This window comes from Flagellimonas flava (genome assembly GCF_050617915.1).
GTDB classification, from domain to species: domain Bacteria; phylum Bacteroidota; class Bacteroidia; order Flavobacteriales; family Flavobacteriaceae; genus Flagellimonas; species Flagellimonas flava_A.
On the sequence record NZ_JBODQE010000001.1, the window covers coordinates 1,019,479 to 1,042,637 of the forward strand.

General features: G+C 42.1%; 20 protein-coding genes and 1 other RNA gene. 10 read left to right on the top strand and 11 right to left on the bottom strand.

Annotated elements, in window-relative coordinates:
• Positions 1–64: 64 nt before the first annotated feature.
• Together ACRHOZ_RS04665 and ACRHOZ_RS04670 are read right to left on the bottom strand one after the other, a co-directional pair.
• Entirely contained in the window at positions 65–1,816 is a 1,752-nt protein-coding gene (locus tag ACRHOZ_RS04665) for a TonB-dependent receptor (protein ID WP_431123330.1), read from the bottom strand.
• An 11-nt stretch (positions 1,817–1,827) separates the two neighbouring features.
• Positions 1,828–4,845: a tetratricopeptide repeat protein gene (locus tag ACRHOZ_RS04670; RefSeq protein WP_431122900.1), complete on the bottom strand. Its 3,018-nt coding sequence runs from the start codon at positions 4,843–4,845 to the stop codon at positions 1,828–1,830.
• Between the two features lie 209 nt (positions 4,846–5,054).
• Here ACRHOZ_RS04670 and ACRHOZ_RS04675 point away from each other — a divergent pair, with 209 nt between their 5' ends.
• Entirely contained in the window at positions 5,055–5,738 is a 684-nt protein-coding gene (locus ACRHOZ_RS04675) for a cell division ATP-binding protein FtsE (RefSeq protein ID WP_431122902.1), read from the top strand.
• A gap of 208 nt (positions 5,739–5,946) precedes the next feature.
• Positions 5,947–6,720: a polyphosphate--glucose phosphotransferase gene (gene ppgK, locus ACRHOZ_RS04680; protein WP_431122904.1), complete on the top strand. Its 774-nt coding sequence runs from the start codon at positions 5,947–5,949 to the stop codon at positions 6,718–6,720.
• A gap of 34 nt (positions 6,721–6,754) precedes the next feature.
• Here ppgK and ACRHOZ_RS04685 read toward each other — a convergent pair whose 3' ends face one another.
• From ACRHOZ_RS04685 to ACRHOZ_RS04700, 4 genes are all read right to left on the bottom strand, one after another.
• Positions 6,755–7,057, bottom strand: a complete 303-nt coding sequence (locus tag ACRHOZ_RS04685) for a GIY-YIG nuclease family protein (protein ID WP_431122907.1) — start codon at positions 7,055–7,057, stop codon at positions 6,755–6,757.
• A 269-nt stretch (positions 7,058–7,326) separates the two neighbouring features.
• Positions 7,327–9,126, bottom strand: coding sequence for a translational GTPase TypA (typA, locus tag ACRHOZ_RS04690; protein WP_431122909.1), 1,800 nt, complete (start codon positions 9,124–9,126; stop codon positions 7,327–7,329).
• A 96-nt stretch (positions 9,127–9,222) separates the two neighbouring features.
• Positions 9,223–9,765: a hypothetical protein gene (locus ACRHOZ_RS04695; RefSeq protein ID WP_431122911.1), complete on the bottom strand. Its 543-nt coding sequence runs from the start codon at positions 9,763–9,765 to the stop codon at positions 9,223–9,225.
• Between the two features lie 60 nt (positions 9,766–9,825).
• On the bottom strand, positions 9,826–12,225 hold the full coding sequence (locus ACRHOZ_RS04700; RefSeq protein WP_431122913.1) for a TonB-dependent receptor domain-containing protein: 2,400 nt from the start codon (positions 12,223–12,225) through the stop codon (positions 9,826–9,828).
• A gap of 184 nt (positions 12,226–12,409) precedes the next feature.
• On the opposite strand from ACRHOZ_RS04700, the gene ACRHOZ_RS04705 reads away from it, so the two are divergent.
• Both ACRHOZ_RS04705 and ACRHOZ_RS04710 read left to right on the top strand, forming a co-directional pair.
• Entirely contained in the window at positions 12,410–13,468 is a 1,059-nt protein-coding gene (locus ACRHOZ_RS04705) for a sensor histidine kinase (RefSeq protein ID WP_431122915.1), read from the top strand.
• Positions 13,465–14,187, top strand: coding sequence for a LytR/AlgR family response regulator transcription factor (locus tag ACRHOZ_RS04710; RefSeq protein WP_431122918.1), 723 nt, complete (start codon positions 13,465–13,467; stop codon positions 14,185–14,187). Before ACRHOZ_RS04705 ends, ACRHOZ_RS04710 begins: the two co-directional genes overlap by 4 nt.
• 4 nt (positions 14,188–14,191) lie before the next feature.
• Here the strand turns inward: ACRHOZ_RS04710 and ACRHOZ_RS04715 are convergent, their stop codons facing one another.
• A complete protein-coding gene (locus tag ACRHOZ_RS04715; RefSeq protein WP_431122920.1) occupies positions 14,192–14,749 on the bottom strand; it encodes a hypothetical protein in 558 nt (185 codons plus the stop codon).
• A gap of 70 nt (positions 14,750–14,819) precedes the next feature.
• Between ACRHOZ_RS04715 and kdsA the strand changes: the two genes are divergently transcribed.
• Positions 14,820–15,641, top strand: coding sequence for a 3-deoxy-8-phosphooctulonate synthase (gene kdsA / locus ACRHOZ_RS04720; protein WP_431122923.1), 822 nt, complete (start codon positions 14,820–14,822; stop codon positions 15,639–15,641).
• 33 nt (positions 15,642–15,674) lie between these two features.
• On the opposite strand, the gene ACRHOZ_RS04725 is transcribed toward kdsA, so the two are convergent.
• Positions 15,675–16,778, bottom strand: coding sequence for an NAD-dependent epimerase/dehydratase family protein (locus ACRHOZ_RS04725; RefSeq protein ID WP_431122924.1), 1,104 nt, complete (start codon positions 16,776–16,778; stop codon positions 15,675–15,677).
• 133 nt (positions 16,779–16,911) lie between these two features.
• On the bottom strand, positions 16,912–17,277 hold the full coding sequence (locus ACRHOZ_RS04730; RefSeq protein WP_431122926.1) for a DUF1801 domain-containing protein: 366 nt from the start codon (positions 17,275–17,277) through the stop codon (positions 16,912–16,914).
• Between the two features lie 91 nt (positions 17,278–17,368).
• On the opposite strand from ACRHOZ_RS04730, the gene ACRHOZ_RS04735 reads away from it, so the two are divergent.
• The 4 genes from ACRHOZ_RS04735 (at position 17,369) to ACRHOZ_RS04750 (ending at position 20,931) form a co-directional block, all read left to right on the top strand.
• Complete coding sequence (locus ACRHOZ_RS04735) at positions 17,369–17,974, top strand: hypothetical protein (RefSeq protein WP_431122928.1); 606 nt, start codon at positions 17,369–17,371, stop codon at positions 17,972–17,974.
• A 1-nt stretch (position 17,975) separates the two neighbouring features.
• Entirely contained in the window at positions 17,976–18,272 is a 297-nt protein-coding gene (locus ACRHOZ_RS04740) for a winged helix-turn-helix domain-containing protein (protein WP_420400599.1), read from the top strand.
• A gap of 52 nt (positions 18,273–18,324) precedes the next feature.
• The gene (gene creD / locus ACRHOZ_RS04745) at positions 18,325–19,674 is read left to right on the top strand and encodes a cell envelope integrity protein CreD (protein ID WP_431122931.1); all 1,350 of its coding nucleotides are present in this window, start codon (positions 18,325–18,327) and stop codon (positions 19,672–19,674) included.
• Positions 19,675–19,815: 141 nt separating this feature from the next.
• Positions 19,816–20,931, top strand: a complete 1,116-nt coding sequence (locus ACRHOZ_RS04750) for an Sb-PDE family phosphodiesterase (protein ID WP_431122933.1) — start codon at positions 19,816–19,818, stop codon at positions 20,929–20,931.
• On the opposite strand, the gene ACRHOZ_RS04755 is transcribed toward ACRHOZ_RS04750, so the two are convergent.
• Together ACRHOZ_RS04755 and ACRHOZ_RS04760 are read right to left on the bottom strand one after the other, a co-directional pair.
• On the bottom strand, positions 20,928–21,203 hold the full coding sequence (locus ACRHOZ_RS04755; protein ID WP_431122935.1) for a hypothetical protein: 276 nt from the start codon (positions 21,201–21,203) through the stop codon (positions 20,928–20,930). The two genes, ACRHOZ_RS04750 and ACRHOZ_RS04755, sit on opposite strands and share 4 nt — an antisense overlap.
• A gap of 83 nt (positions 21,204–21,286) precedes the next feature.
• Positions 21,287–22,492 (bottom strand): NAD(P)-dependent oxidoreductase, encoded by a 1,206-nt coding sequence (locus ACRHOZ_RS04760; RefSeq protein ID WP_431122937.1) that lies wholly within the window; start codon positions 22,490–22,492, stop codon positions 21,287–21,289.
• A gap of 247 nt (positions 22,493–22,739) precedes the next feature.
• Here ACRHOZ_RS04760 and ssrA point away from each other — a divergent pair.
• Positions 22,740–23,139, top strand: a transfer-messenger RNA (tmRNA) gene (ssrA, locus tag ACRHOZ_RS04765).
• The last annotated feature ends 20 nt before the right edge of the window (positions 23,140–23,159 follow it).

Genomic DNA, 23,159 nt, shown 5'->3' on the forward strand with positions numbered 1-23,159 from the left:
TACATGCTCCTAACCATGGAAGATAGATATAAAGCTGTTGAATGTCCAGAATTTTGGGATAACTTTAAAAATCGAACTTATACGAAACCCCGGCCAAGGCCTGAAAGCCCTGTACCCTAAAATTGGCCCAACGTTGGTAATTGTTGTTGGCAATGTTGGAGGCTTTTACAAATATGGAAAGCTGTTCGTTAAATCGATAGCCTGCATGGGCGTTGGCATCAAAAAAACTATCCAAGGTCACAATGGTGGCAGGAAATTCTGATGGTGTCGCATTTTGAATGGCCTGCGCCATCAAATCCTCTCGTTCCCCAACATAGAACAAATTGGCTCCCAAATACCATTGCTTGTTGATTTGATAATCCATAAACACAGAGCCCTTAACGCTTGGAAGGTTCCATGCCGGATTATCTGTTTCGGTATCATAATCAAAGAACTCCGCATTGACACCTAAGGTGAAATTTCTATTTACATCAACGTTCAGTTCCCCAAAAATGCCCAAAGTCTTTACATCATCATAAAACACCTGAAATGAATTCCCATAGTAGTAGCCCTTGTCATCCGTACGGAATAGGTTCTGCGGGTTTAAAAAGAACAATGGTTTTCTGTTTTCCGCCGTGTAGGATCCCTTGATATTGTACCCCACATTGGACATCAACTGCCCTTTTATACCGACATGGCCCTCGTATTGTTTGTCAGTGGGCTGGATGTCCAAAGTTGGGGATACATAAGGATTGTCTTGAACAAAGTCATAATAGGAATTTTGTTCCAATTGCCCTTCAATTCCACCATAGGCGATAACCGTTTCATCCACCAAACGATAGGAAGCTGTAATTGCAGGGTAAATATAGAAGTTGGAATCACTGTTTTCCGTGTCCAGGCCATAAACAAAATTGGCACCCAAATTCAAGGTCAAGTCATCACGCAATACCAGTAAACTTGGATTGATTCCCACTTGAAACTGGCTATAATTGATTTCCCCATCATTAAGGGTATTGTTCAAGGATGCGTTTTTAAAATTCCCATTCACAAAGTCCAATTTGGCATTGATGGTCACCAATTCCTCTGTTATGGGCAATTCCACAGATGGTTCCAAAACCACACGATTCTCCCCTGATTTTGTAGTATCCCAAAACCTTCGCAACAGCACCTTGCCACTTTTAAAATAGGAATCTTCCAAATTTAAATGTGCCTTGGCCTGGGCATTGAAATAGTTCTGTGTCTCGTCAATTCCAGCCACAGTGGTTTCATCAAATGCCCCATTTTCAATTCCATACCAATTGTATAATTGATGTTGAAGACCAACACTGGCACCCCAATCCATATCCCTATCCTTTTTGGCATAAGAAGCATCAAACTTGGTGTTGTAAAAATCCGCATCCAAAGGAGTGGTTTCTATGGCTCCCCTTGAGGAGTGATGGTTTAATCCAAAATCCAAAAGATCTTCCCCACGATTGAATTCACGACTGGTATACAATTCCACCAAAGCATTGTTGTAGTTCCCAAGACCTACCGAAGCGTAGGAATTATACAGGGTTGGTGGTGGAGTACGCTTCACCTTGGAGGCCTTTCCTTTTGCTGGGGTGAAGGTAGAAGCCACGGGCACCGAGAAGATGCTATAGTCAATGTTCTTTTTTTGGAGTACAATGGAATCGTTCAGATTGGGTGCCGATTTGATTTTAAAGGCATCCGAAACGGTGGGGGAATACGGTTTTACCACCGTAACCGTTTCTGTGCCTATGTCATCGGTTTCCTGAGCAAAAATTGCTCCCCAAAGGCTCAAAAATAGAATCGAAAATATATAGTTTTTCCTTTGCATCATGTCTCGTATTAATTGCCTGGATCAACGGATGAATTGCTTTGGGCCTCCCTGCTTTTGATCAATGCCAGTTCACCTTTGGCCTCCGCCACAATTTCATCATACTCCGAAAAATTGGAAATCACGCTTTCCAAAATATAGGTGGCCTGGAATGCATCCTGCAGCGCATAAAAATTCTTAGCCATTATGATCAATCCTTTACCGCCCCATTCTTTATAGGCGGCATAATCCTTGGCCAATTTTTGCACCGCGGTATTGGAACTTTCAAAATCCTGGTTTTTATGCTTAAAGAGCGCATCGTAATACCAGGCTTCGGCCGCCAACTCCCCAGTGGCAATTTTCTTGACCTCGCTATATGCCGTCTCCGCCAAGGCTTCATCCTCAGCAGCTATTGCAGATCGGGCAATCATGATCTGGGCATCACTTTTTATTCGGTTGTCAATTTTAGGAGCTTTCAACACCTTTTCTGCATACGCAATGGTCTTGCTGTAATTGTTTTGCCCATAATAACCCTTCATCAAATTGGATTGCGCAAAAGTTCTGTTTTGGGCTATTTCCGCAGTATTTTCCAACTGCTCCAAATAAGGAATGGCCTTTTGGTAGTCCTGTTTTCCCACATAAATCTCGCACACCCTGGTTAGTGCCTGTTCCGTGTACTCGCCACTTCCGCTATTCGCCACCACCAAATATTTATCCAATGCTTGGTCTTTCATCTCCTTCCCAAAATACAGCTGTGCCAAGTTAAAATTTGCCTGTAGGGAATGGATTCCGGCTGGAAACTCCTTTAAATAATCTTCAAAAGCACGGATGGCGGCATCCGTTTTTCGCTCAGCATATTTTCTGTCCGCTGCCTCAAAACTGGCATTGTCCAACTCCGCATCGGTCACTTCCACAAAATCAAGATTTCGTACCCAAGCGGCATATTCGCTTACTCTACCTTCATCCACATACACTAATTTAGCCGTGGCCACGGCCTGTTTGGCCTCTTGGGTATTAGGATATTTTTGAACCACCGCTTTTAATTTGGTAAGTGCTTGACCATTCCTATTGGCATTGTAGTGCACCAATCCCTGGCGTAACATGGCACGCGGTGCAAACTTGCTTCTGGAAAACTCATTGATCAAACGATCATAGCTCTGCAATCCCAAACTTTCATTATCCGATTTGATATAGGAATTCCCCAACTCGAACAAGGCATCGTCCCGTAAAGAAGATTTGGGGTAACGGGTCAAAAATTGGTTGATCCCTTCAATTTTTGTGGAATTCTTACCCAAAAATCCATGACAAAGGGTCTTTTGAAAAGCTGCGTAATCTCTTTCAGGGCCATTCATTTTTGAAGCCTCATTGTAGGCCGACAGTGCTGAATTGTATTTGCTGGTCACAAAGTAACTATCCCCCAGACGCACATAACTGTCATTGGTTTTTTCATCCGTCCCACCAACTGTTGTCACTTTTTTAAAATGTGAAATGGCTTGATTGTAATGCTTCAATTTAAAATGGCAATACCCCAGATTGTAATCCAAATCCTGATACTCTTCCAAATTCCTTGCGGCAGAATTGCCTTCAAACTTTCCAAAATCAGATAAAGCTTCTTCAAAACGATTTAACCTATAGTTGCTCTCGGCCATCCAGTATAGAGCCCTCGCCTCAAACGTTGGGTTTTCCGCACTTTTTATGGACTTGGAAAAACGCTCAACGGCAGCCTCATAATCGCCATCCAAAAACAATTCTACACCGCGATAGAAAGCGACTTTCTGATAGGTCTCCTTACTGGCATAACCCTTGTTTTTTTCCAAAAGCTCCATGGCTCCCTCAAAATTCTTGGAAGTGATATAAGAATCCACCAAAAGTTCCTGTATTTCTTGTTGGTGTTCATCCCTTGGGTATTTTTCCAAATAGGTGCTCATGACCTGCGGAACGGGTTCGTAGGCATTTCCAATTTCATAGCTCAAACGCGCATAGTTCAGTAATGCATCCTTTGTTATTTCTGGGCTAAAATCCATCTGGGAAGCATTTCTGAATGCATTTAAGGCTTCCGATTTTTTATCGAGCTTGAGATAACATTCTGCCAGATGGTAATAGGCGTTTTGCGAAACACTGTTGGTACCGCCGATTATTTTGTTGAACTGCTGTATGGCTCCTTCAAAATCACCTTGCATATAATGGCTATAGCCCATCAAGTAGTAGTCCGTATTACTGAGCTTGCCTCTTCGTCCCCTGTACTTCTTAAGATATGGGAGGGCTTCGTCATATTTTTCTAGGTTGAAATAGCTTTCCCCAATTATCTTGTTCAGTTCCGAAACTTCTTTACGGTCCGATTTGGGTAGTTGCTTTTTGGCCATGGCGATAGCTTCATCAAAATTGCCCAACTTGAAATTGAGATCTGCTTGATAGTAAGAAAGCTTTTCGTTAAGTAACTCCGGGTCTGTTATTTGATCAAATCGGGCACTGGCCTCATCGTAGTCGTCCTGCTCATAGGCAATGTATCCAAGATAGTATTTGGCTTGGGAGCCATATTTCTGGGAAGTACTCACCCTGCTCAAGTAGCGTTCGGCCTCCTTTGGTCTTCTGGAGGCGTACAATGCATAACCGTTGTTGAAATTGAAGCGTTCCTTGTCCGCATTGGACATGGCTGACTGGTCTACCTTTTTATACCATTTAAGGGAATATGGGTATTTACCCGTCTCAAAATAATAATCGGCCACATCCAAGAAAGCGGAATTTCGCTTGGTGGATGTAGGATAGCGCTCCACAAAATCCTCCATCATTTTATCCGCTCCACGTTGGTTCAACCGAATAGCTGCATTGGCCGCATAGTAAGCACTATTGGCTTCCGTCTCACCATCGGAAGTGGTGGTCTTTACCTTTTCAAAAATAGTCTGGGCAGCTTGGTACTGCTGATTGTTGTACAAAGCCAAAGCGTCTTGAAAGGCCTTGTCTTCATGGGAAAATACCTGGGTCTCTTGGGCAAAAAGAATTGAAACAGTTCCCAGAAAAATGGGAACTAAAAGGAAGCTTTTTCGACTCATAGTGTTCTACGCTGTTCTCGATTGACTGTTACCATAACGTCAAAATTCAAGCCAAAGTATATTTTTAATAAATCGAAAAGAGCCATTGTCCTGTCCAAATTAATTTTAAACATGGTAACTTTGGAATAGGTTTTGACCACTTTATTGAGTTAAAATCTTGGTTCCCAAGGAGCAAAACAAATGCTTAACCTTATAAACCTTTGCCTTAAATGTCCGAAACGATTTTAAAATTACAGGATGTCGCCGTCTTTCAAAATGAAAATCTTATCCTAAACCATATCACCCTGCAAGTAAAAAAAGGGGAATTCGTTTACGTAATCGGTAAAACTGGGAGCGGGAAAAGTAGTTTCATGAAAACGCTTTACGCCGATTTACCCTTGAAGCAGGGAACGGGTACCATTGTGGATTTTGACCTGAAAAATCTGGAGGAGAAGGAAATTCCTTATTTACGACGCAAACTTGGCATCGTATTTCAAGATTTTAAACTGCTCCCCGACCGAAATGTAAACAACAACCTCAGATTTGTGCTCAAGGCCACTGGTTGGACGGAAGACTCCAAAATGGATGCTAAAATTGAGGAAGTTTTGGACAAGGTAGGCATGAAAACCAAGGGTTTTAAGTTTCCCCATGAACTATCCGGGGGAGAGCAACAGCGTATTGCCATAGCGCGGGCACTCCTTAACGATCCCGAAATTATTTTGGCCGATGAGCCTACCGGGAACCTTGACCCACAGACCAGCGTAGAGGTCATGAAGGTTTTGCAGGATATCAACCAAACAGGAAGGACGATTATTATGGCTACCCATGACTATGCGCTGATATTGAAGTATCCGCACAAAACACTCAAATGTGATGGAAGTAAGGTTTTTGAAGTCATCCAAAAAGCTGTCTAAATATTTGCATAAGGATTAAGATCTAGCACAATTCACAGGTTACAATTTCGAGCTAACCGAACTTGAGAACAAACCAAATTCATTGGAAAATTTGTGTTTACTCCACAGCATTTTGGTCGTTGATAACAATTGGAAAATCCAACAAATCAACACTTTGAAGGCAAAAAGATTTTTGTTTCTTTGTCAAAATTAAATCTACACTCCATTCATGGAAATTCTTGGTATTGATATTGGCGGATCGGGCATTAAGGGTGCCTTGGTGAACGCCGAAACTGGCGAAATGGTATCCGAACGATTTCGAATTCCTACACCTAAGGGACGCAAACCCAATGATATGGCAGAAGTTGTCAAGCAAATTGTGGATCACTTCGATTATGACGGTCCAGTGGGCTGTGGCTTCCCTACCATTGTTAAAAATGGGGTTTGTACCTCCGCTGGGAATCTGGATTCAAGCTGGGTAGGTGTCAACATCGATGAACTATTTACCCAGGCAACCGGCCATGAATTTACCGTACTCAATGATGCCGATGCTGCAGGTTATGCCTCCATGAATTACGGTGTTGGGAAAGGGCAAAAGGGTTTGGTTCTTATGATAACCATAGGCACCGGACTGGGTAGTGGTGCATTTTACAATGGTATTCTACTCCCCAATTTTGAATTGGGCCAAATTCCCTATAAAAAGTACAAGAAAATTGAGCAATGGGCAGCCGCCTCTGCCAAAGAACGGGAAAATCTAAGCTATGAAAAATGGGGCAAGCGCTTCAATAAGTTCCTTCATTATGTGGAATTGATCACTGCTCCTGACTTGATCATTGTGGGTGGTGGAACTTCCAAAAAGTGGAAGGAATTCAGTCATTTGATCACTATTGAAACCGACGTGGTCAAAGCGGAATTAATGAATCACGCAGGAATTATTGGTCCTGCTGTGGCCTGTTTACGGGAGCAACACCATGGGCACTTAAACCTCAGTACAAACGGGTAATCAAGAATGTCATTCCTGCCAAAGCAGGAATCCATCAATCATACCAGTCAGCCGCCAAATCCTGCCATCCTGGATTTTCTTTTTCGATCAATTCGATTTTCCATTGTCTTTTCCATTTTTTTAATCGCTTCTCTCTGACAATGGCATCCTTCACATATTGATAGGTCTCAAAATAGACCAGAATACCCAATCCATATCTCTTCGTAAACCCATCCACCAATTTCTTTTTGTGCTCAAAGACCCTCCGTTCCAAATCATTGGTCATTCCTATATATAGGGTTCCGTTTCTTTTGTTGGTAAGAATGTATACGTAGTAGGCGTGGACGGTTTTATACATTGGGAACTGGATTCCTGCTTTCGCAGGAATGACAAGGTAGACAAATTCTAAGTAAACAGGGAAGGAGGGAAACGGATATGCTGCCTGCCTGTACATCCACATAAAGCTCTATATCAATTTAACACTCGAGTTAAATTTAGTTTTGAAAATGGGAATCCAAGGCCAATTTTACCAATTGGAAATTAGGGTATTATGCTTCCTCTAGGGTTAAGCACTATCTAAATCATATGGGATGTCATTCCTGCGAAAGCAGGAATCCATTAACCAACCTAATCGATTTTGTTCCTTTTTCTATCCACCTCTTTGAGATAGATCTTTCTAAGGCGTAAATGATTTGGGGTTACCTCCACATACTCGTCTTTCTGGATATATTCCAAAGCCTCTTCCAATGAAAACTTGATAGCGGGAACAATTTTAGCCTTATCATCAGCCCCAGCCGATCGCACGTTGGACAGCTTTTTCGTCTTAGTCACGTTGATCGTCATATCATCCCCTCTTGAGTTCTCCCCAATGACCTGTCCTTCATAAATTTCCTCCCCCGGATCAATAAAAAACTTACCACGCTCTTGAAGCTTGTCTATAGAGTACGGAATGGCGGTTCCATTTTCCATGGAAACCAACGATCCATTTATACGCTGGGCAATTTCTCCCTTTAAGGGTTGGTATTCCAAAAATCGATGCGCCATAATGGCCTCACCAGCCGTGGCTGTTAACAATTGGTTACGCAGACCTATAATTCCCCTGGATGGAATCACAAATTCACAAAGCATGCGGGAACCTTTGGCCTCCATGCTGGTCATCTCCCCTTTTCGGATGGAAACCATCTCCACAGCTTTTCCTGAAACTTCTTCTGGAAGGTCTATGGTCAAATGCTCTACAGGTTCGCATTTTTGCCCATCAATTTCCTTGATGATTACTTGGGGCTGTCCAATTTGAAGTTCGTAACCCTCCCTGCGCATCGTTTCTATTAAAACGGAAAGATGTAAAACACCTCTACCAAAAACCATGAACTTATCAGCACTATTGGTCTCCTCCACCCTTAAGGCCAGGTTTTTTTCCAGTTCTTTTTCCAAACGTTCCTTGATATGTCTGGAAGTAACAAACTTACCGTCCTTACCAAAAAATGGACTATCATTAATGGTGAACAGCATGCTCATGGTAGGTTCATCAATAGCGATGGTCTTCAACTTTTCTGGATTTTCAAAATCTGCAACCGTATCACCTATCTCAAAACCTTCAACACCAACAATGGCGCAAATATCCCCAGCTACCACTTCAGAAACCTTTTGGCGTCCCAATCCTTCAAAAGTGAATAGCTCCTTGACTTTGGTTTTGACGATGCTTCCATCTCTTTTAACCAAAGAAATTTGCTGTCCCTCTTTCAGAGTACCTCGTTGCAAACGACCAATGGCAATTCGACCAGTAAACGAAGAAAAATCCAAGGAAGTTATCAGCATTTGGGTTGAACCTTCTTCCGGTTTAAATTCCGGCACGTGGTCAATGACCATATCCAAAAGCGGTTCTATGTTGTCTGTGGGCTTTTGCCAGTCCTCACTCATCCAATTTTGCTTGGCAGAACCATACACTGTTGGAAAATCCAGCTGCCATTCTTCCGCTCCAAGCTCAAACATGAGATCAAAAACTTTTTCATGCACTTCTTCTGGAGTACAGTTTTCCTTGTCAACTTTGTTGATTACCACACAAGGTTTCAAGCCCAAATCAATAGCCTTTTGCAGCACAAATCGTGTTTGGGGCATGGGTCCTTCAAAGGCATCCACCAACAACAAAACGCCATCCGCCATGTTAAGTACCCTTTCAACTTCTCCCCCAAAATCCGCGTGACCAGGTGTGTCAATAATGTTGATTTTGGTGTCTTTATAGACTACGGAAACGTTCTTGGAAACAATCGTGATCCCACGCTCGCGTTCCAAATCGTTGTTATCCAAAATCAGGTCGCCTTTGTTTTCGTTATCCCGAAACAAACGGCAGTGGTACATAATCTTGTCCACCAAGGTAGTTTTACCATGGTCTACGTGCGCTATGATTGCAATGTTCTTGATCTTGGACATAAGCTGAATTTTAAGCCCGCAAAGATACTGCTATTTTTTACTTGTGCACCTTAAGAATTGTTATTTTTATCTTATTGATTATGAGGAAGTTTGCGCCTATCTATTTTTGCGAACAACCCAACCCAATTTAATGGCTACGAACAATCCAAAATCATCATCGAATTCGTCAAAGAAATAGGCTGGTCCCACCTCAAATCGAAAACTGAAGCCTTTGTTTCCAACCCGCTGCAAACCATACACTGCGCCCGCAACCGCAAAGAAATCCGACGAATAATCCAAATCTCCCAAGACAGCATTCCCTCCTTGCAATCCTATAGTTGGAGCGATGTAATTTCCCGTGTTTTCCGATATTTTCTTGTCCAAATCCAAACGTCGCTGAAAATTGTAGTAGTGCCGATATTGCAATTTTCCAATGGGATAAACCCCAAAACCAGAGCCGAAAAAATCCGAATCCCGGTACGCAAAGCCAATTGTAGCTTCAGCGGTTAAGGTTGAATTCTGCGAAATTCCGTGTTCATACACCACTCCCGGCAACAATACATTGACCGTAAATTGGTGGTCTTCGACATTTTTATTTGTTTGGGCACAAAGCAGTGCAGGAAGAAAAAAGAGAAAAGCAAAAAAGTTGGAAATCTTCATTTTGTTTAATTTTTGGTTATGCGGTTTTTTTATCAAAGACCGAACCAAAAATCTAAATCCCTAACTTCCAATACGTTTGTTTTCGTCCTCCAATCCTGTCTTGCGTTTTCTAGCCTTTTTTATCTCGTTTCTTCCAAAATCATAGGTAAAACTAAAGGCCACCTGCCTTGAATCGCTACCGCCATTGCCGTCTATAAATAGATTTCCGAATTGCGTAGTGCCGCGCCATGGGACTGTGTACAAAATATCGTTGAAGGACAATCTTCCAGTGACCTTATCATCAAAAAATTTCTTCTGAAAAGCCAAATTCAAAGACCCCAAAGATTTGGTGGCATAGGTTCCGCCCCAAATGGACGGGGAACTAAACCAACCTGAAACTTCCATCTTAAAACCCTTGGACAAGGTAAATGTGTTCTGGGCATAGAAACTTACCGTTTCTTGTTTCACCGCCAAAAATTCGGGACTGGTTGGTTTGTAGTCACTGATGTAGGCATTCAAACTAAAATAAAGGTTCCACCACTCATAAATCTTCTTAGGATACGAAACCCCAAGATTGACTACCTCCTGATCGGCCACGTTCAAGGTGGTCAAAAAGTTGGTGCTCTCCCCTTCTGCAACGGTCACCTTGGCAAAAAAGTCGGATATATAGGAATAGCTCAGGGAGGTGGTCAACCTATAATTGAAGGTATGGGAAAGTTTGATGTTATCCGTATACTGGGGCTGCAAAAATGGATTGCCCTTGCCAAAGGAAAGCTCATTCAGTTTGTACTCAAACGGATTTAAGGATTGATAATTGGGCCTTTGGATCCGTTTGCTGTAGGTCAGGGCAAACTGGTTTTTGCGGTTCATTTGAAAAGTCAATCCGCCAGAAGGGAAATAATCTACATAATTTCTTTCTACCCGCTCATCTGCGTTATCCTGAGTGCTCTCTAACTTCCCATCGGATATTGTGTTTTCCATTCGCAAGCCCATTTGCATATTCCATTTTCCCCATTTTTTGTTGTAATTGAAATAAGCCGCATTTATGTTTTCCTTATAACTGAACTGATTGCTTTGGGTTGGATCCAAAACACTCTGGTCACCTATCTGATTAAAAAAATCGAAGGTGTTATCAGTATTTACATAGGAGAATTTAAAACCCACTCCTAATTTTCCCTTTAGAAAATTCTGTTCGTAGTCTGCTTTTACCGTTGCAATATCAATATCTATGGGTGTTTCTTGGAGTGTTACCCGCTCTGCGAGTATTTGCGTTTCCGATGCATCAAAATAACGGTTGGGTTGGTAGGCATTTCTATCACTATTGTATTTACCAAAATCCAAGTCCACATTAAAACTGTATCCCAAGGTATCGGCATATCGATAGTTTAAGTTGGCGTTGACATTATAGGAAGTATTGTCCGTCTGGTTCAACGCCACCAAAATACTGTCCACTTGAATAGTCTCAACAGGACGTATAGGTGTTCTGGAATTGTTGGTGTTGAAGCCGTTGTTGAAATTTCCATTGAATATGGCTCCAAGGGTATTTTTATCATCAATGTAATAATCGTAGCCAAGTTTAATATTGTTGCTATTGCGATCATAAACGCTATTGGTTTCGGCATCAAATTGGGTATTGACCTGGGTTCGGTACAGATTGATGAACCCAGTACTTTTCCCAAACCTGTTGCTGTAGGTTCCATAAAAGTTGCCTTTTCTACCCCTATTGTTAAAGTTCAGGCTGGAATTGAATCTTGCAAAATCCCCATTGGTCAATCCTGAGGTATAGGTGCCATTGGTTCCCAGACTTTTGTCTTTTTTTAGCTTGATGTTGATGATTCCAGCGTTTCCCGCAGCATCATACTTTGAAGAAGGCTGGGTAATTATCTCAACGGCCTCTACATCGGTTGCCTGAAGACTTTCCAAGTAATTGGTCAAGTCCTCCCCTTGTAAAACCGAAGGTTTTCCGTCAATGAAGATTTGAACCCCAGTTTTACCTTCCACAATAATGCTCCCGTTGTTGTCCACTATCACTCCGGGTGCTTTGCGCAATAGTTCGAAGGCGCTTGTTCCTGTGGCATTGATGGTATTTTCCACATTGAACACTGTTTTATCCGCCAAAACCTGAACCATTGGTTTCTCGGCAACCACAGTTACCTCTTCCAGATTTTCTGCTGTTTCCAACAAGATTACCGGTCCCAAGTTCCGCGTGCCCCCTTGGAAATTCAATTTTCTGTCATTATCAGCGTAGCCAATGCTGGAAACCTTGAATTGATATTCGCCAGGGAGAATCCCTTTAAGCTCAAAAGTTCCATCCTCAGCACTGATGGCAGCTTTCACCAGACTTCCATCCAATACAGAGTTAAGAGTTACGGCGGCATAAGGAATGGGAATACCCATTTCCGATTGCACATTACCTTTTATGGATTGGGCTGAAGTAGTACCAGCAGCTATTAAAAAAAGGAGTGCGATGTAAAGCTTCATGATTTCGGATTTAAAATTAAATACTCAAAATTTCCCCATTGGTTACAGCTATGAAAGTAGAATCTGATGAGTTGGCCCATTTCCGGTTAAATGGCCCGGACCATCCGTCGTCCTATACGGCATCTCGTCAGAATAAGCTTTAACCAACTTCATTTTGTTAGTATCTTCCAAAAAAGATTTGATTATGCACAGAAAAATCTTGTGGGGCATTTCCGTGAAAGAAATTCTTATGGTTTTGTCCTTTTATGTGGTGTCCTCCTTTTTTTATCACTTAACGGTATGGCTAAGCGCAGCTGACCATGCGGATGTGAATGTGACCTTATTGGGAATCAAGGCCTTTGTAGACGGAGGGGGACTCCAGTATGGTATCTTTTTATTGTTCACCATTCCTATCTGGTGGTTGCTTTTTGTTAAGCTAAAACATGAGGAGTTATGGGTGCGACTTTCGCTGCATGTAATTTTCCTTCCAGTATTCATCTACGTTTCCAGAATTATCTATTATGATGTCTGCGAAGCCTTGGAATGGTTTCATCTAACAGGTTCCGCAGAAGTCTGGGACCTCTACATTCCTGCCATGTTCTACCTCATTCAATTTGGAATTTACCATGGGTATGAGCATTATCAGGAAAACCAGAAAAAACTAAAACTCGAAGGGGAATTGAAGCAGGCGGCCCTGAAAAGTGAATTAGCCGCAATCAAAGCTCAGCTAAACCCCCATTTTCTCTATAATGTGTTTAATACCATTAACGCTTCCGTACCTCCCAAACAAGAAAAGACAAGACAACTTATAGCCACCTTGTCCGACTTGTTCCGCTATCAGCTTAAAGCTTCCAAAAAAGAGCTGGTCACCTTGGAAGAGGAACTGGATTTTGTTAAAAAGTACCTGCAGCTGGAAAAAGCTCGCTTTGAAGAGCGCTTGACCATAAAAATCAATGTGCCCAAAAGTCTTTACCAAGAGCAAATTCCACCTATGTTGCTGCAACCTTTGGTAGAAAATTCGGTGAAACATGGCATCTCCAACACCTTGAAAGGCGGAACTATTGCCATTTCCATTTATAAGGAAGACGGTAAATTAAAGTTTGAAATAGCCGACACAGGCGCTGGGATAAAGGACAAATCGCATCTGTTTGACAAAGGAGTAGGACTCACCAATACCAGGATTCGACTCCAGAAAATGTATCAATCCCAGATGGAAATTTTGGACAATGAGCCCCAAGGCCTTAAAATTAGTTTTGCCCTATGAAAAAGGTCATTATTGCGGATGATGAGAATGCCGGAAGGGTCTTGATCAAGGAGTATCTACAGGATTACCCAGATCTTGTGCTAATTGCAGAAGTGAACAACGGAGTGGATGCCATAGCCGAAATCAATAAATTTAAACCCGATCTTGTTTTTTTGGATATCCAAATGCCTGGCAAAACTGGGTTCGAAGTACTCAACCATTTGGAGGAAATTCCCAAAATCATCTTCTCAACCGCCTATGATGAATATGCCCTCAAGGCTTTTGAGGTCCACGCCGTTGATTATTTGCTCAAACCTTATACCAAGGAGCGATTTAAAATTGCCGTGGAGCGCCTAAATGGGGAAAACGAAAAGTTGGGCGCCCTGGCTCAAAGTATTTTCATGGAAGATACCACTTATCCCACGCGGGTATTGGTACAATTCAACAAAAAGCTCATTACTGTAAAGTGCGAGGAGATTCTTTGGATCGAAGCCTATGGGGATTATTCCAGGATTCATACGGTGGGACAAGTATATTTGAGCAACTTTGGGATTTCGGATTTGGAAAAAAAATTGAATCCGCAATTGTTTTTAAGGGTACACCGATCCTCCATGATCAATTTGGACAAGGTTCGCGAACTAAACAAATATGGAAAAAGCTACGATGTTACTCTTGAAAATGGTGACGTTGTAAGAGTCAGCCGTGGGTATATGAATGCCATAAAGCGTCTATTGATTTAAATCCCTATCGCCCCACACACCAACGTTTTTCACTAATGATCCATCCAATGCTCAGGTTTACAACAGGGTGGATACCGCCTTCAAAAGGGCCTAAATAATATCCTGCTCCCGCATCAATGGAGAAGCTTAGACCAGCATTAAAGCTACGTTGAATCCCATAGACCAAACCACCATAGCCATGTACTCCGTCTACCATCCTACCCTCAACAACCCGGGCGTCCGGAGAAAATAAGGCAACTGTTGGCGCCAAATAATTACCAGAATTCCCATAGATATCCCGGCCGCGTCTTTGCCTGCCATTAAAATTGTGGTAATATCTGTTTTGGACAGTTATGGCGGGAAAAAAGTCGTAGTTTTCCAAGGGTTCTGAACTTGCCGGCTCCAAGGCGGCCTGCCAGGCAATACGAACATCCAACGTACTGTTGACCCCCAATCCCATTTCGTATTCCAAACCGGGATTGACAATGTTGAGCTTAAACTGCCTTACCTCGCAATTTTTCCCGAACTGGCCATACCCCAAAATGGAGCAGAACAGTGCTGTAATCACATGAATTCTAAACATTGTAGGTTAATTTGGCACTATTAAAACTATTCCTTGTTCAAAATAGTATTTTTGCACAAACTCTTTGTGCATGCAGTTAGACGTAATTCCCCAGATAAAACATACAAAAAGTGATAATTTTTTCCTTTTGGCGGGTCCTTGCGCCATTGAAGGCGAAGACATGGCCCTCCGAATTGCGGAGCGCGTGGTGGAAATCAGTGATAAGCTGGAAATACCCTATGTGTTCAAAGGGAGTTTTAAAAAAGCCAACCGAAGTAGAATTGATTCCTTTACTGGAATTGGGGATGAAAAAGCACTTAAAATCCTGAGAAAAGTTTCGGAAACCTTTAAAGTGCCCACCGTAACAGACATTCATGAAGTTTCTGATGCCACTAAAGCTGCTGAATATGTTGACGTGCTTCAAATCCCTGCCTTCTTGGTACGTCAAACCGATTTGGTGGTTGCAGCGGCCAAGACAGGAAAAGTGGTCAACCTAAAAAAAGGGCAATTTATGAGCCCGGAAAGTATGCAACATGCTGTTAGAAAAGTTTCGGATTCTGGAAGCGACAAAGCTTGGATCACCGATCGTGGCACCATGTTCGGTTATCAAGACATGGTGGTTGACTTTAGGGGAATTCCCACTATGAAACAGTATGCTCCTGTGGTCTTGGACGTGACCCACAGTCTACAACAACCCAATCAATCTTCAGGGGTTACCGGTGGTAGACCAGCCTTGATCGGAACCATGGCCCGTGCCGGTATTGCAGCAGGTGTAGACGGACTTTTTATGGAAACCCATTTTGATCCTGCCAATGCTAAAAGTGATGGCGCCAATATGTTGGATCTTAGTTTGCTGGAAAAGTTGCTTACGGATTTGGTAGCCATAAGAAAAGTAGTGACCAGTTTATCGTAGAAATCCCAAAATTCGAAAAGGAAGATGTATTAATCAGTTATCCCTTCTCTCAAGGGATTCGATTACCTCTTTTTCCTTTTGAACAGTTATGCCCACTGGCTCATCTCCTACCCCAAACAACATATCCGGATTGCCTTTGGTCCGGCACCAAGCCAAACAGTCATCCAAGGTTTTTTCAAGAGGTGAATAGTTGAATCCCGCGGCAACCGCTTTGGCGTTGCTAACCTCCATAAAAAAATCATCCGAAATTGGAGCCCAAAGGGGAAGGTGCTCCCAGGCATAAACTTCATGGTTTTCCAAAAATTCCTTATCGGACCAGTATAGCTTTGAAGTAGATTGGAGATGTGTTTTGGCAAGATTTAGGAAATCCTTCCAAACAAGGACATTCTCTTTGGGTCCAACGCAGTTATAAATACCTGCAAGCTTATTTTCAATGGCCCTTACAGCGAACTTTGCAACATCTTTAACATCAATAAATTGAAGAGGGTCATTTCCATTTCCGGGAGCCAGTATATCTTCATTCCGCTGCAGTTTTAGAAGCCAGTACAGCAGGTCATGAGCGGGATCCCGCCACCCTTTGATAGGGCCTGGACGAAGAATGGTATGATTATTAGGGAAACGATCGGACACCAACTTCTCAGATGCAGCCTTCTCTTCCGAATATCCCCATGTGGATTTGTCTTTGGGAAGGTCCAACACTGAATCGTCCTCGCTTCTTCCGGCTTCATTAAAATTCTTGTAAACGGCAACACTGGAGATAAAACTGTAATGCTTGGCATAGGATTGCAAAGCCGCCGTAGACTCATCTACCAGAACGGAGCGCTGTGGCCAAACATCAATAACCAAATCCCATTGTTTATGTTGCAAGGCCAAGTAAGCTTCCGGTCCATTCTCCCTATCCCCAAAAATGTGTGGTAAATCCGGAAATAAATCTGGATTGGTCAATCCTCTATTAAATAGGGTAACTGCATGTCCAGCGTTCCTGAAAGCATTTACAATAGCGGGACCTAAAAAATAGGTTCCACCCAACACCAGCACATCCAATTTTGGTTTGAAATTGGCACAGGAAACTACATTTGAAAGTCCCAAGGAAACCGCAGACAAGGCCATGGCTTCCATGAAGGTGCGTCTATCCATGTTCAACTTGTTTTGGTTCAGAAATCAGAAAACACAAAAACAAACCTGAAATTATGAGTAATCTTCTGAAAGTGATTCTAGCTAAGTTAGAAATTTGGATGTACAAAAAGGTGTTATAATCCAGGTTTAACATCTACTTCCAAAATCCTTTGTGATTGACTTCCAGCGCATTCTGGAGCACTTCAATCAATACTTCGGCATCCAAATGATCCAAACTTGGGTATCTCAAGGATTTCATCACCTTTCTTCCCTCAGTCACCATTTTATCCTGATGGACGGATAAATGGGCGGAGCTCCAAAACCCTACATCTACATAAGCTTTCTTTTTAGGAACGTTGAGATAACAAAAGGGTTTTCCATCCAAATAGTAAAATGGAATCCTGTATTTGAACTTTAACTCTACTTCTGGAATGGTGGTTTCTATAAGAACCTGCAATTGAAGCAATATAGATTTAAAAGGTTCTTTTTGGTCAAGAATATAATCTTCGGCCGGATTCATAATCTAAAAATAAGTTGATGTTCCCAAAAAAAACCAAAAATCTTGGAGGAGTGGGAAATTTAATTAACTTTGAATTTCAAAGTACTTTAAAATGGAATCAAAAAAATACTTGGAAGACATCTCCCAAATCAAGGATTTGATGAATCGCTCCTCCCGCTTTATTTCGCTTAGTGGTCTATCAGGAATATTGGCTGGCCTTTATGCTATAACAGGTGCATTTGTGGCCTATATGTTCTTTTTGCCCAAGGGCGATTACGTTGTTTTGCACAGTTGGATCTTTAAAATGATTGCTGGAATATTGATTGCAGTGGCCGTGCTGAGTTCAGTCACAGCTTACTTGTTGACCTCCAAAAAGGCTAAAAAAAACAATGAAAAGGTATGGGACGAAACCACCAAGAGACTACTCGTTAATTTTTTGGTTCCCTTAGTTACAGGTGGCATCTATATCTTAATCAAATTAAACAGCCAACATTACGGATTAACCGCCTCCCTAATGCTTATCTTTTATGGCCTTGCCCTTGTAAACGCGGCCAAATACACCATTGGCAACGTTAGATATTTAGGCTATCTTCAAATTATTCTTGGATTGATCTGCGCTGCCCTTCCCGGCTACGGTTTTTGGTTTTGGGTCATAGGTTTTGGGCTACTTCACATCATTTACGGTAGTTTGATCTACTTCAAGGAAGAAAAAGCGTAACATGGGGCTAATTGATAACATAAACAAACTCTTTGACCATCGTATACGGTTGGGTATCATGTCCATTCTGATGGTCAACGAGGAAGTGGATTTCAATAGGTTAAAAGAACTATTGGAGGTCACGGATGGCAATCTGGCCAGCCATACCAAAACCTTGGAAAAGGCGGAGTACATAAAAATTGAAAAGTCCTTTATCGGGAAGAAACCAAACACCCGATATTCCGCTACATCCTTGGGCAAAATGGCGTTCAAAAAACATATTGGAGCGCTGGAACAGCTAATTAGAAAACAAACATAATTTTTTTAACCACATACTTTGTAATTCAAAGTACTTTTAAAACATATAAAAAATGACATCACAAAAACAGAAAATCGGAAACTGGTTTAGAAACTCCATTTCGGCCAAAATGTTGATGGTAGGCTTCCTCATCCTTATCCTGTTGATCCCTTTGGGATTTGTTAAAGACTTGATTAGGGAAAGAGGCTTTAGACAAACCGAAGTAATTGAAGAAATAAACACCAAATGGGGAAATCAGGTAGTACTCAATGGCCCCATCTTAAAAGTCCCTTACCATGTTTATGTAGAGGAAAAAGTGTTTGACGAAAAGACAAAAACCTTTTTGACCTCCCAAAAACCGGAAAGGCATGTTGCCTACTTTTTTCCCTGGGACCTGGAGATTAATTCCAACGTAAAAACACAGCCTCTGGAACGCGGTATTTACGAATCCGTGGTCTACAACGCCAAGACCCAAATCAAAGGTAAATTCGCGAAGCTTAATTTTTCCGTAAAGGAAATTGCAGATGAGAACATTCTTTGGGACAAAGCAACCGTATTGTTCAAAACCAGTAATTTAAAAGGAATAAGGAACACGGTAAAAGTAAAAATCGGGAAAGAAGAATACGCTTTGAAACCCAAGTTTGACAATACCTATATGAACACACTGGAATCCGGATTTCTTAACGAAATTGCGACCATTCAAAATGAACCCCTTTCATTTTTATCAACAATTGATATCAACGGAAGCAGTTCCCTGCAATTTATTCCCATTGGGAAAGAAACCCGGGTATTCATGAAATCCAACTGGCACTCGCCCAGCTTTAACGGCAACTATTTACCGGAAACCGAGGGCAAAAAAATTAGCCCGTCCGGATTTGAGGCCCAATGGAAGGTGTTAGAGACCAACCGAAGGTTTGGACAGTATTTTTTTGACAATCTGCCCAACCTTTCCGACTTTTCTTTTGGGACGGAATTCATGGTTCCTGTGGACGATTATCAAAAAACGGAACGTACCAGTAAATATGGACTTATGATCATTGGGTTAACGCTGTTGGTGTTTTTATTGATACAGATTAGCAGTAAAATTGCCATCCATCCGTTTCAATACCTGATGATTGGTTTGGCCTTGGTCATGTTCTATACCCTGCTAATTTCCATTTCAGAACACCAAAATTATTTGTTTGCCTATTTAATATCAGGAGCTGCTGTGGTTGCATTGATTACTACTTACTCCAGATCCATTCTCAAAAATTCCAAATTTACCCTGTTGGTTTTGGGTTCCATGTTCAGTTTGTATACCTTCATTTTTGTGATCATCCAACTGGAGGACTACGCCTTGTTGGTAGGCAGTATTGGCCTCTTTGTTATTTTGGGAACCATCATGTTCACTTCCAGAAAAATTGATTGGTCCGGGGCCCAATAGTCCTTAAAGCTTTTGTAAAACCGTCCTGAAATTATCAGGACGGTATGTTTTTAACCAGGATAACCATTTTTTAACGGAGAAAACTCCTTTTTTCAAATCATTGGATTCCATGGTTTTATACCTTTGGTAAAAACCAACCTTATGAAAGTCCAAGCACTATTTTTTACCTTGTTGGCATCCGCCACATTATTCGCCCAAGAACATTCCCATAAAAGTTTGGGAGCAATGACATATCCCGATGTTCCAGGGTACGTAACCTTAAAAACCGATTTTCACCAACATACCGTTTTTTCCGATGGAAATGTTTGGCCCACCATTCGTATAATGGAGGCCCTCCGTGATAATTTGGATGCAGTTTCATTGACCGAACATTTGGAGTACCAGCCCCATTCCTCGGACATTCCACATCCAGATAGAAACAGAGCTTATGAAATAGCCTTGCAAGAGGCCAAAGACCATGACCTGATGGTAATTGCGGGCTCTGAAATTACCAGGGATGCACCTATGGGCCACAGTAATGCCATATTCATCACAGATGCGAACAAGCTGCTTGTGGACAAAGCCGAAGACGCTTTTGCCGCTGCCAAAAAACAAGGGGCATTTGTGTTTTGGAATCATCCCGCTTGGCATCCCCAAAATCCAACTGGGAATCCCTACCTCAGCGATTTCCAGAAAAACCGAATCAAAAATGGGGAACTTCACGGTATTGAGGTCATTAATGACAGGGATTATGCGGAGGAATCATTGGCCATGGCCTTGGAAAACAACCTGACCATCATGGGAACGAGCGATATCCATGGATTGGTGGATTGGCGCTTTAAGGAAAAAGGACATGCCCGCCCCATTACCCTGGTTTTTGCCAAGGAGAAAACACCTGCATCCCTAAAGGAGGCCTTGTTTGCCGGTCGTACAGTGGCTGTTTTTAACGAGTTATTGGTAGGTAAGGAAGAGAATTTGAAACCCCTTATAAAATCATGTATTGAAATTGGCAAGGCCAGTTATATCAACAACACTTCCATTGTTAAAGTGGAATTGAAGAATAACTCGAGCAGTGATCTCTTATTGCAAAACAAGATGCCTTATAGTTTCTATTCCAATCCGCCCTTGTTTACGCTTCCCGCTCAAGGTTCTGTGACTTTACAAATAAAAACATTGGAGCAAAAAGAGCAAATCACACTTTCTTTGGAAGCCGTTGGAGCCTACATTGCTCCTAAACAGCATCCCATTATTGAATGGGAAATAAAGGTGGAAAATTAGGCTACTGAGAACAAAGCGGAGCCATTGATATCACGGTCAAAATCTGCTTTGATTTTTTCTATGATGTCATAGGGGGTTTCCTCTGAAATCCAAACCCACTCGTTTTTAAGGTCAACATCAAAATGGAATTTGGAAAAATCCAACAAGTAATCTCCATCAAACTGGGACAGAAGAAATTTGGTGATTCTTGGTCTCAGTCTATATTCCAAGTCAATACAGACCTTCTTTGTTGCTGGATCAGGGGTTCCAGATATTAGCCAGTTGAATTTCACTACTTAATCTTAAAGGAATGAACAAGATAGTAAAAAGTTTCAACTAGGCGCCAGAGTGCTAAAACTGTTCGACCAAGAAGTGATTATTCCAGACCATCCACGTAATCCTGTAAATAGGCGTAACGTTTGGTAAGCTTTCCATTTTGCGTCATTCGGGAGCGTTCCAGAATGCCATCTTCATCGCCATTGAAAAAAGCAGGAATCACATATTTTGAAAAGGCTTCCCCAAACCCGGTACTGGCATCTCGTGGAAGTTCACAAGGCAGATTATCCACGGCCATCACAGCTACAGCATCGGGGTTTTTAAAATCCACCTCTGATTCGGTTTGCGGATCATAACCGTAGATGGGGTCAGCTACTTCAGATGGGCGGATGGTAGTGGCCACAGGTCCATCAATATCACAGCTGATATCCGCCACTACCTTAATCTTAAAATCGGGATGTTTGGCATCTTCCCTGGTGTAGAGATAGGGAGCACCATCCCCATAAAAATGACCAGCAATATAAAAGTCCGTAACCTCCGCAAAACGGAAAAAGTTGGATTTATACTCTTCTGGGTTGGCAAAGAAGTCGGCCTTGTTGCCACGTACCCCGTCTTTTCGCTTGTTATATTCCGAAGCGTCTATCTGGCAATAAACAGGCTCATCAAATTCCTCTTTCAAGTATTCGGCCACATTGACTCTTTTTAGGCCCATAGCGTCCAACATTTCACGAGACCCATTGCCTACCCTTCCCCTACCGGTAAGCAAGATTTTGAAATTGGGCAGTTTTATTTTGTTCAGCTCATCAATTAATGCCTGTTGGTCTTTTAAGGTTTCCGCCTTAGGCAATTGAAACAAATCATACTTTAAACCATAGGCGCGCATCCCATTATACGCCCCAACTATGCCCGCATATCGGCCAAAGGCCACCAAACGTTGTCCTTTAGGGTTGGTTATTACTTCATGATCATATAACTCTATATTTTTATCCAAGATAGCCTGCAACAGTTTTCTGTTATAAGGTTGTTTTTTGATGGTATGCGAAAAGAAAAAGTATTTTTTATTGGGAATCAAGTCCTCAATCGGAACTTCCTTTACACCAAGTAGTACGTCACATTGACTAATATCCTGAACTACCGGGATATCGACTTCGGCATATTCTTGATCCGAAAAAACCCTGATAGGGGAAGTTTCCACCTGGATTTCTGCCTTTGGGAAATTGGACAATACGTTTTTACATTCGGTTGGGGATAACACCACCCTACGATCTGGTGGGTTCTTTCGCTCTTGGATTAGGCCGAATTTCATTAATTATATAACTTTTTGTTTTGATATTGTTACAAACATAACTTATTGAAAGCAGGATTTCAAAACTTTTTTTGGAATGCTTTTTGGGGTACCTTTGCAGGCCTTGCCCTGTTTTAAAGGCATGGCAAACGTACGGAATTTGTTCTTTGATAAAAAAATGAGATGGATTATACACACCTTCCCCGCCCAAGGCAGGTTCGGTGGACGTAATTCGTTTACGGTAAGCAAAGCTTACCTAACTCATTACGGGGCCGACTGGTTTTGACAGCGAGACCACTGGCAATGTAAGCATGCCGAGCTATGAAATTAACGCTCGTAAATCTCTTATTTCAACTTTTTAAATGGCGAAAATAACTACGCTTTAGCTGCTTAATCGACTGAATTATAGTAAGTCCTAGCCTAGTCGCGCCAGGCGCGAAAGCTAAATGTCCCTTGGTAGCCCTTGTTGATGGCGACCTTTTTAGGGGCACCATAAAAGTCAACATAGCACTGTTGCGGCTTCGGCACTAGTGTAAAACTTAAGAAGCTAAGGGTATGGTAGGCGGTCTTTGGTCAGCCATGCCACGAAAATTGAACAAGGACTAAGCATGTAGAAAGCATTGACTTTGCTTGTTTGGACGGGAGTTCGATTCTCCCCGGCTCCACCTTCGCTCCCCGAAGCTTTATG

What these genes read in the sequence shown, in the direction of transcription:
- ACRHOZ_RS04665 (WP_431123330.1), bottom strand. Translation starts at nt 1,816, where the DNA reads ATGCAAAGGAAAAACTATATATTTTCGATTCTATTTTTGAGCCTTTGG.
- ACRHOZ_RS04670 (WP_431122900.1), bottom strand. Translation starts at nt 4,845, where the DNA reads ATGAGTCGAAAAAGCTTCCTTTTAGTTCCCATTTTTCTGGGAACTGTT.
- ACRHOZ_RS04675 (WP_431122902.1), top strand. Translation starts at nt 5,055, where the DNA reads ATGTCCGAAACGATTTTAAAATTACAGGATGTCGCCGTCTTTCAAAAT.
- ppgK (WP_431122904.1), top strand. Translation starts at nt 5,947, where the DNA reads ATGGAAATTCTTGGTATTGATATTGGCGGATCGGGCATTAAGGGTGCC.
- ACRHOZ_RS04685 (WP_431122907.1), bottom strand. Translation starts at nt 7,057, where the DNA reads ATGTATAAAACCGTCCACGCCTACTACGTATACATTCTTACCAACAAA.
- typA (WP_431122909.1), bottom strand. Translation starts at nt 9,126, where the DNA reads ATGTCCAAGATCAAGAACATTGCAATCATAGCGCACGTAGACCATGGT.
- ACRHOZ_RS04695 (WP_431122911.1), bottom strand. Translation starts at nt 9,765, where the DNA reads ATGAAGATTTCCAACTTTTTTGCTTTTCTCTTTTTTCTTCCTGCACTG.
- ACRHOZ_RS04700 (WP_431122913.1), bottom strand. Translation starts at nt 12,225, where the DNA reads ATGAAGCTTTACATCGCACTCCTTTTTTTAATAGCTGCTGGTACTACT.
- ACRHOZ_RS04705 (WP_431122915.1), top strand. Translation starts at nt 12,410, where the DNA reads ATGCACAGAAAAATCTTGTGGGGCATTTCCGTGAAAGAAATTCTTATG.
- ACRHOZ_RS04710 (WP_431122918.1), top strand. Translation starts at nt 13,465, where the DNA reads ATGAAAAAGGTCATTATTGCGGATGATGAGAATGCCGGAAGGGTCTTG.
- ACRHOZ_RS04715 (WP_431122920.1), bottom strand. Translation starts at nt 14,749, where the DNA reads ATGTTTAGAATTCATGTGATTACAGCACTGTTCTGCTCCATTTTGGGG.
- kdsA (WP_431122923.1), top strand. Translation starts at nt 14,820, where the DNA reads ATGCAGTTAGACGTAATTCCCCAGATAAAACATACAAAAAGTGATAAT.
- ACRHOZ_RS04725 (WP_431122924.1), bottom strand. Translation starts at nt 16,778, where the DNA reads ATGGATAGACGCACCTTCATGGAAGCCATGGCCTTGTCTGCGGTTTCC.
- ACRHOZ_RS04730 (WP_431122926.1), bottom strand. Translation starts at nt 17,277, where the DNA reads ATGAATCCGGCCGAAGATTATATTCTTGACCAAAAAGAACCTTTTAAA.
- ACRHOZ_RS04735 (WP_431122928.1), top strand. Translation starts at nt 17,369, where the DNA reads ATGGAATCAAAAAAATACTTGGAAGACATCTCCCAAATCAAGGATTTG.
- ACRHOZ_RS04740 (WP_420400599.1), top strand. Translation starts at nt 17,976, where the DNA reads ATGGGGCTAATTGATAACATAAACAAACTCTTTGACCATCGTATACGG.
- creD (WP_431122931.1), top strand. Translation starts at nt 18,325, where the DNA reads ATGACATCACAAAAACAGAAAATCGGAAACTGGTTTAGAAACTCCATT.
- ACRHOZ_RS04750 (WP_431122933.1), top strand. Translation starts at nt 19,816, where the DNA reads ATGAAAGTCCAAGCACTATTTTTTACCTTGTTGGCATCCGCCACATTA.
- ACRHOZ_RS04760 (WP_431122937.1), bottom strand. Translation starts at nt 22,492, where the DNA reads ATGAAATTCGGCCTAATCCAAGAGCGAAAGAACCCACCAGATCGTAGG.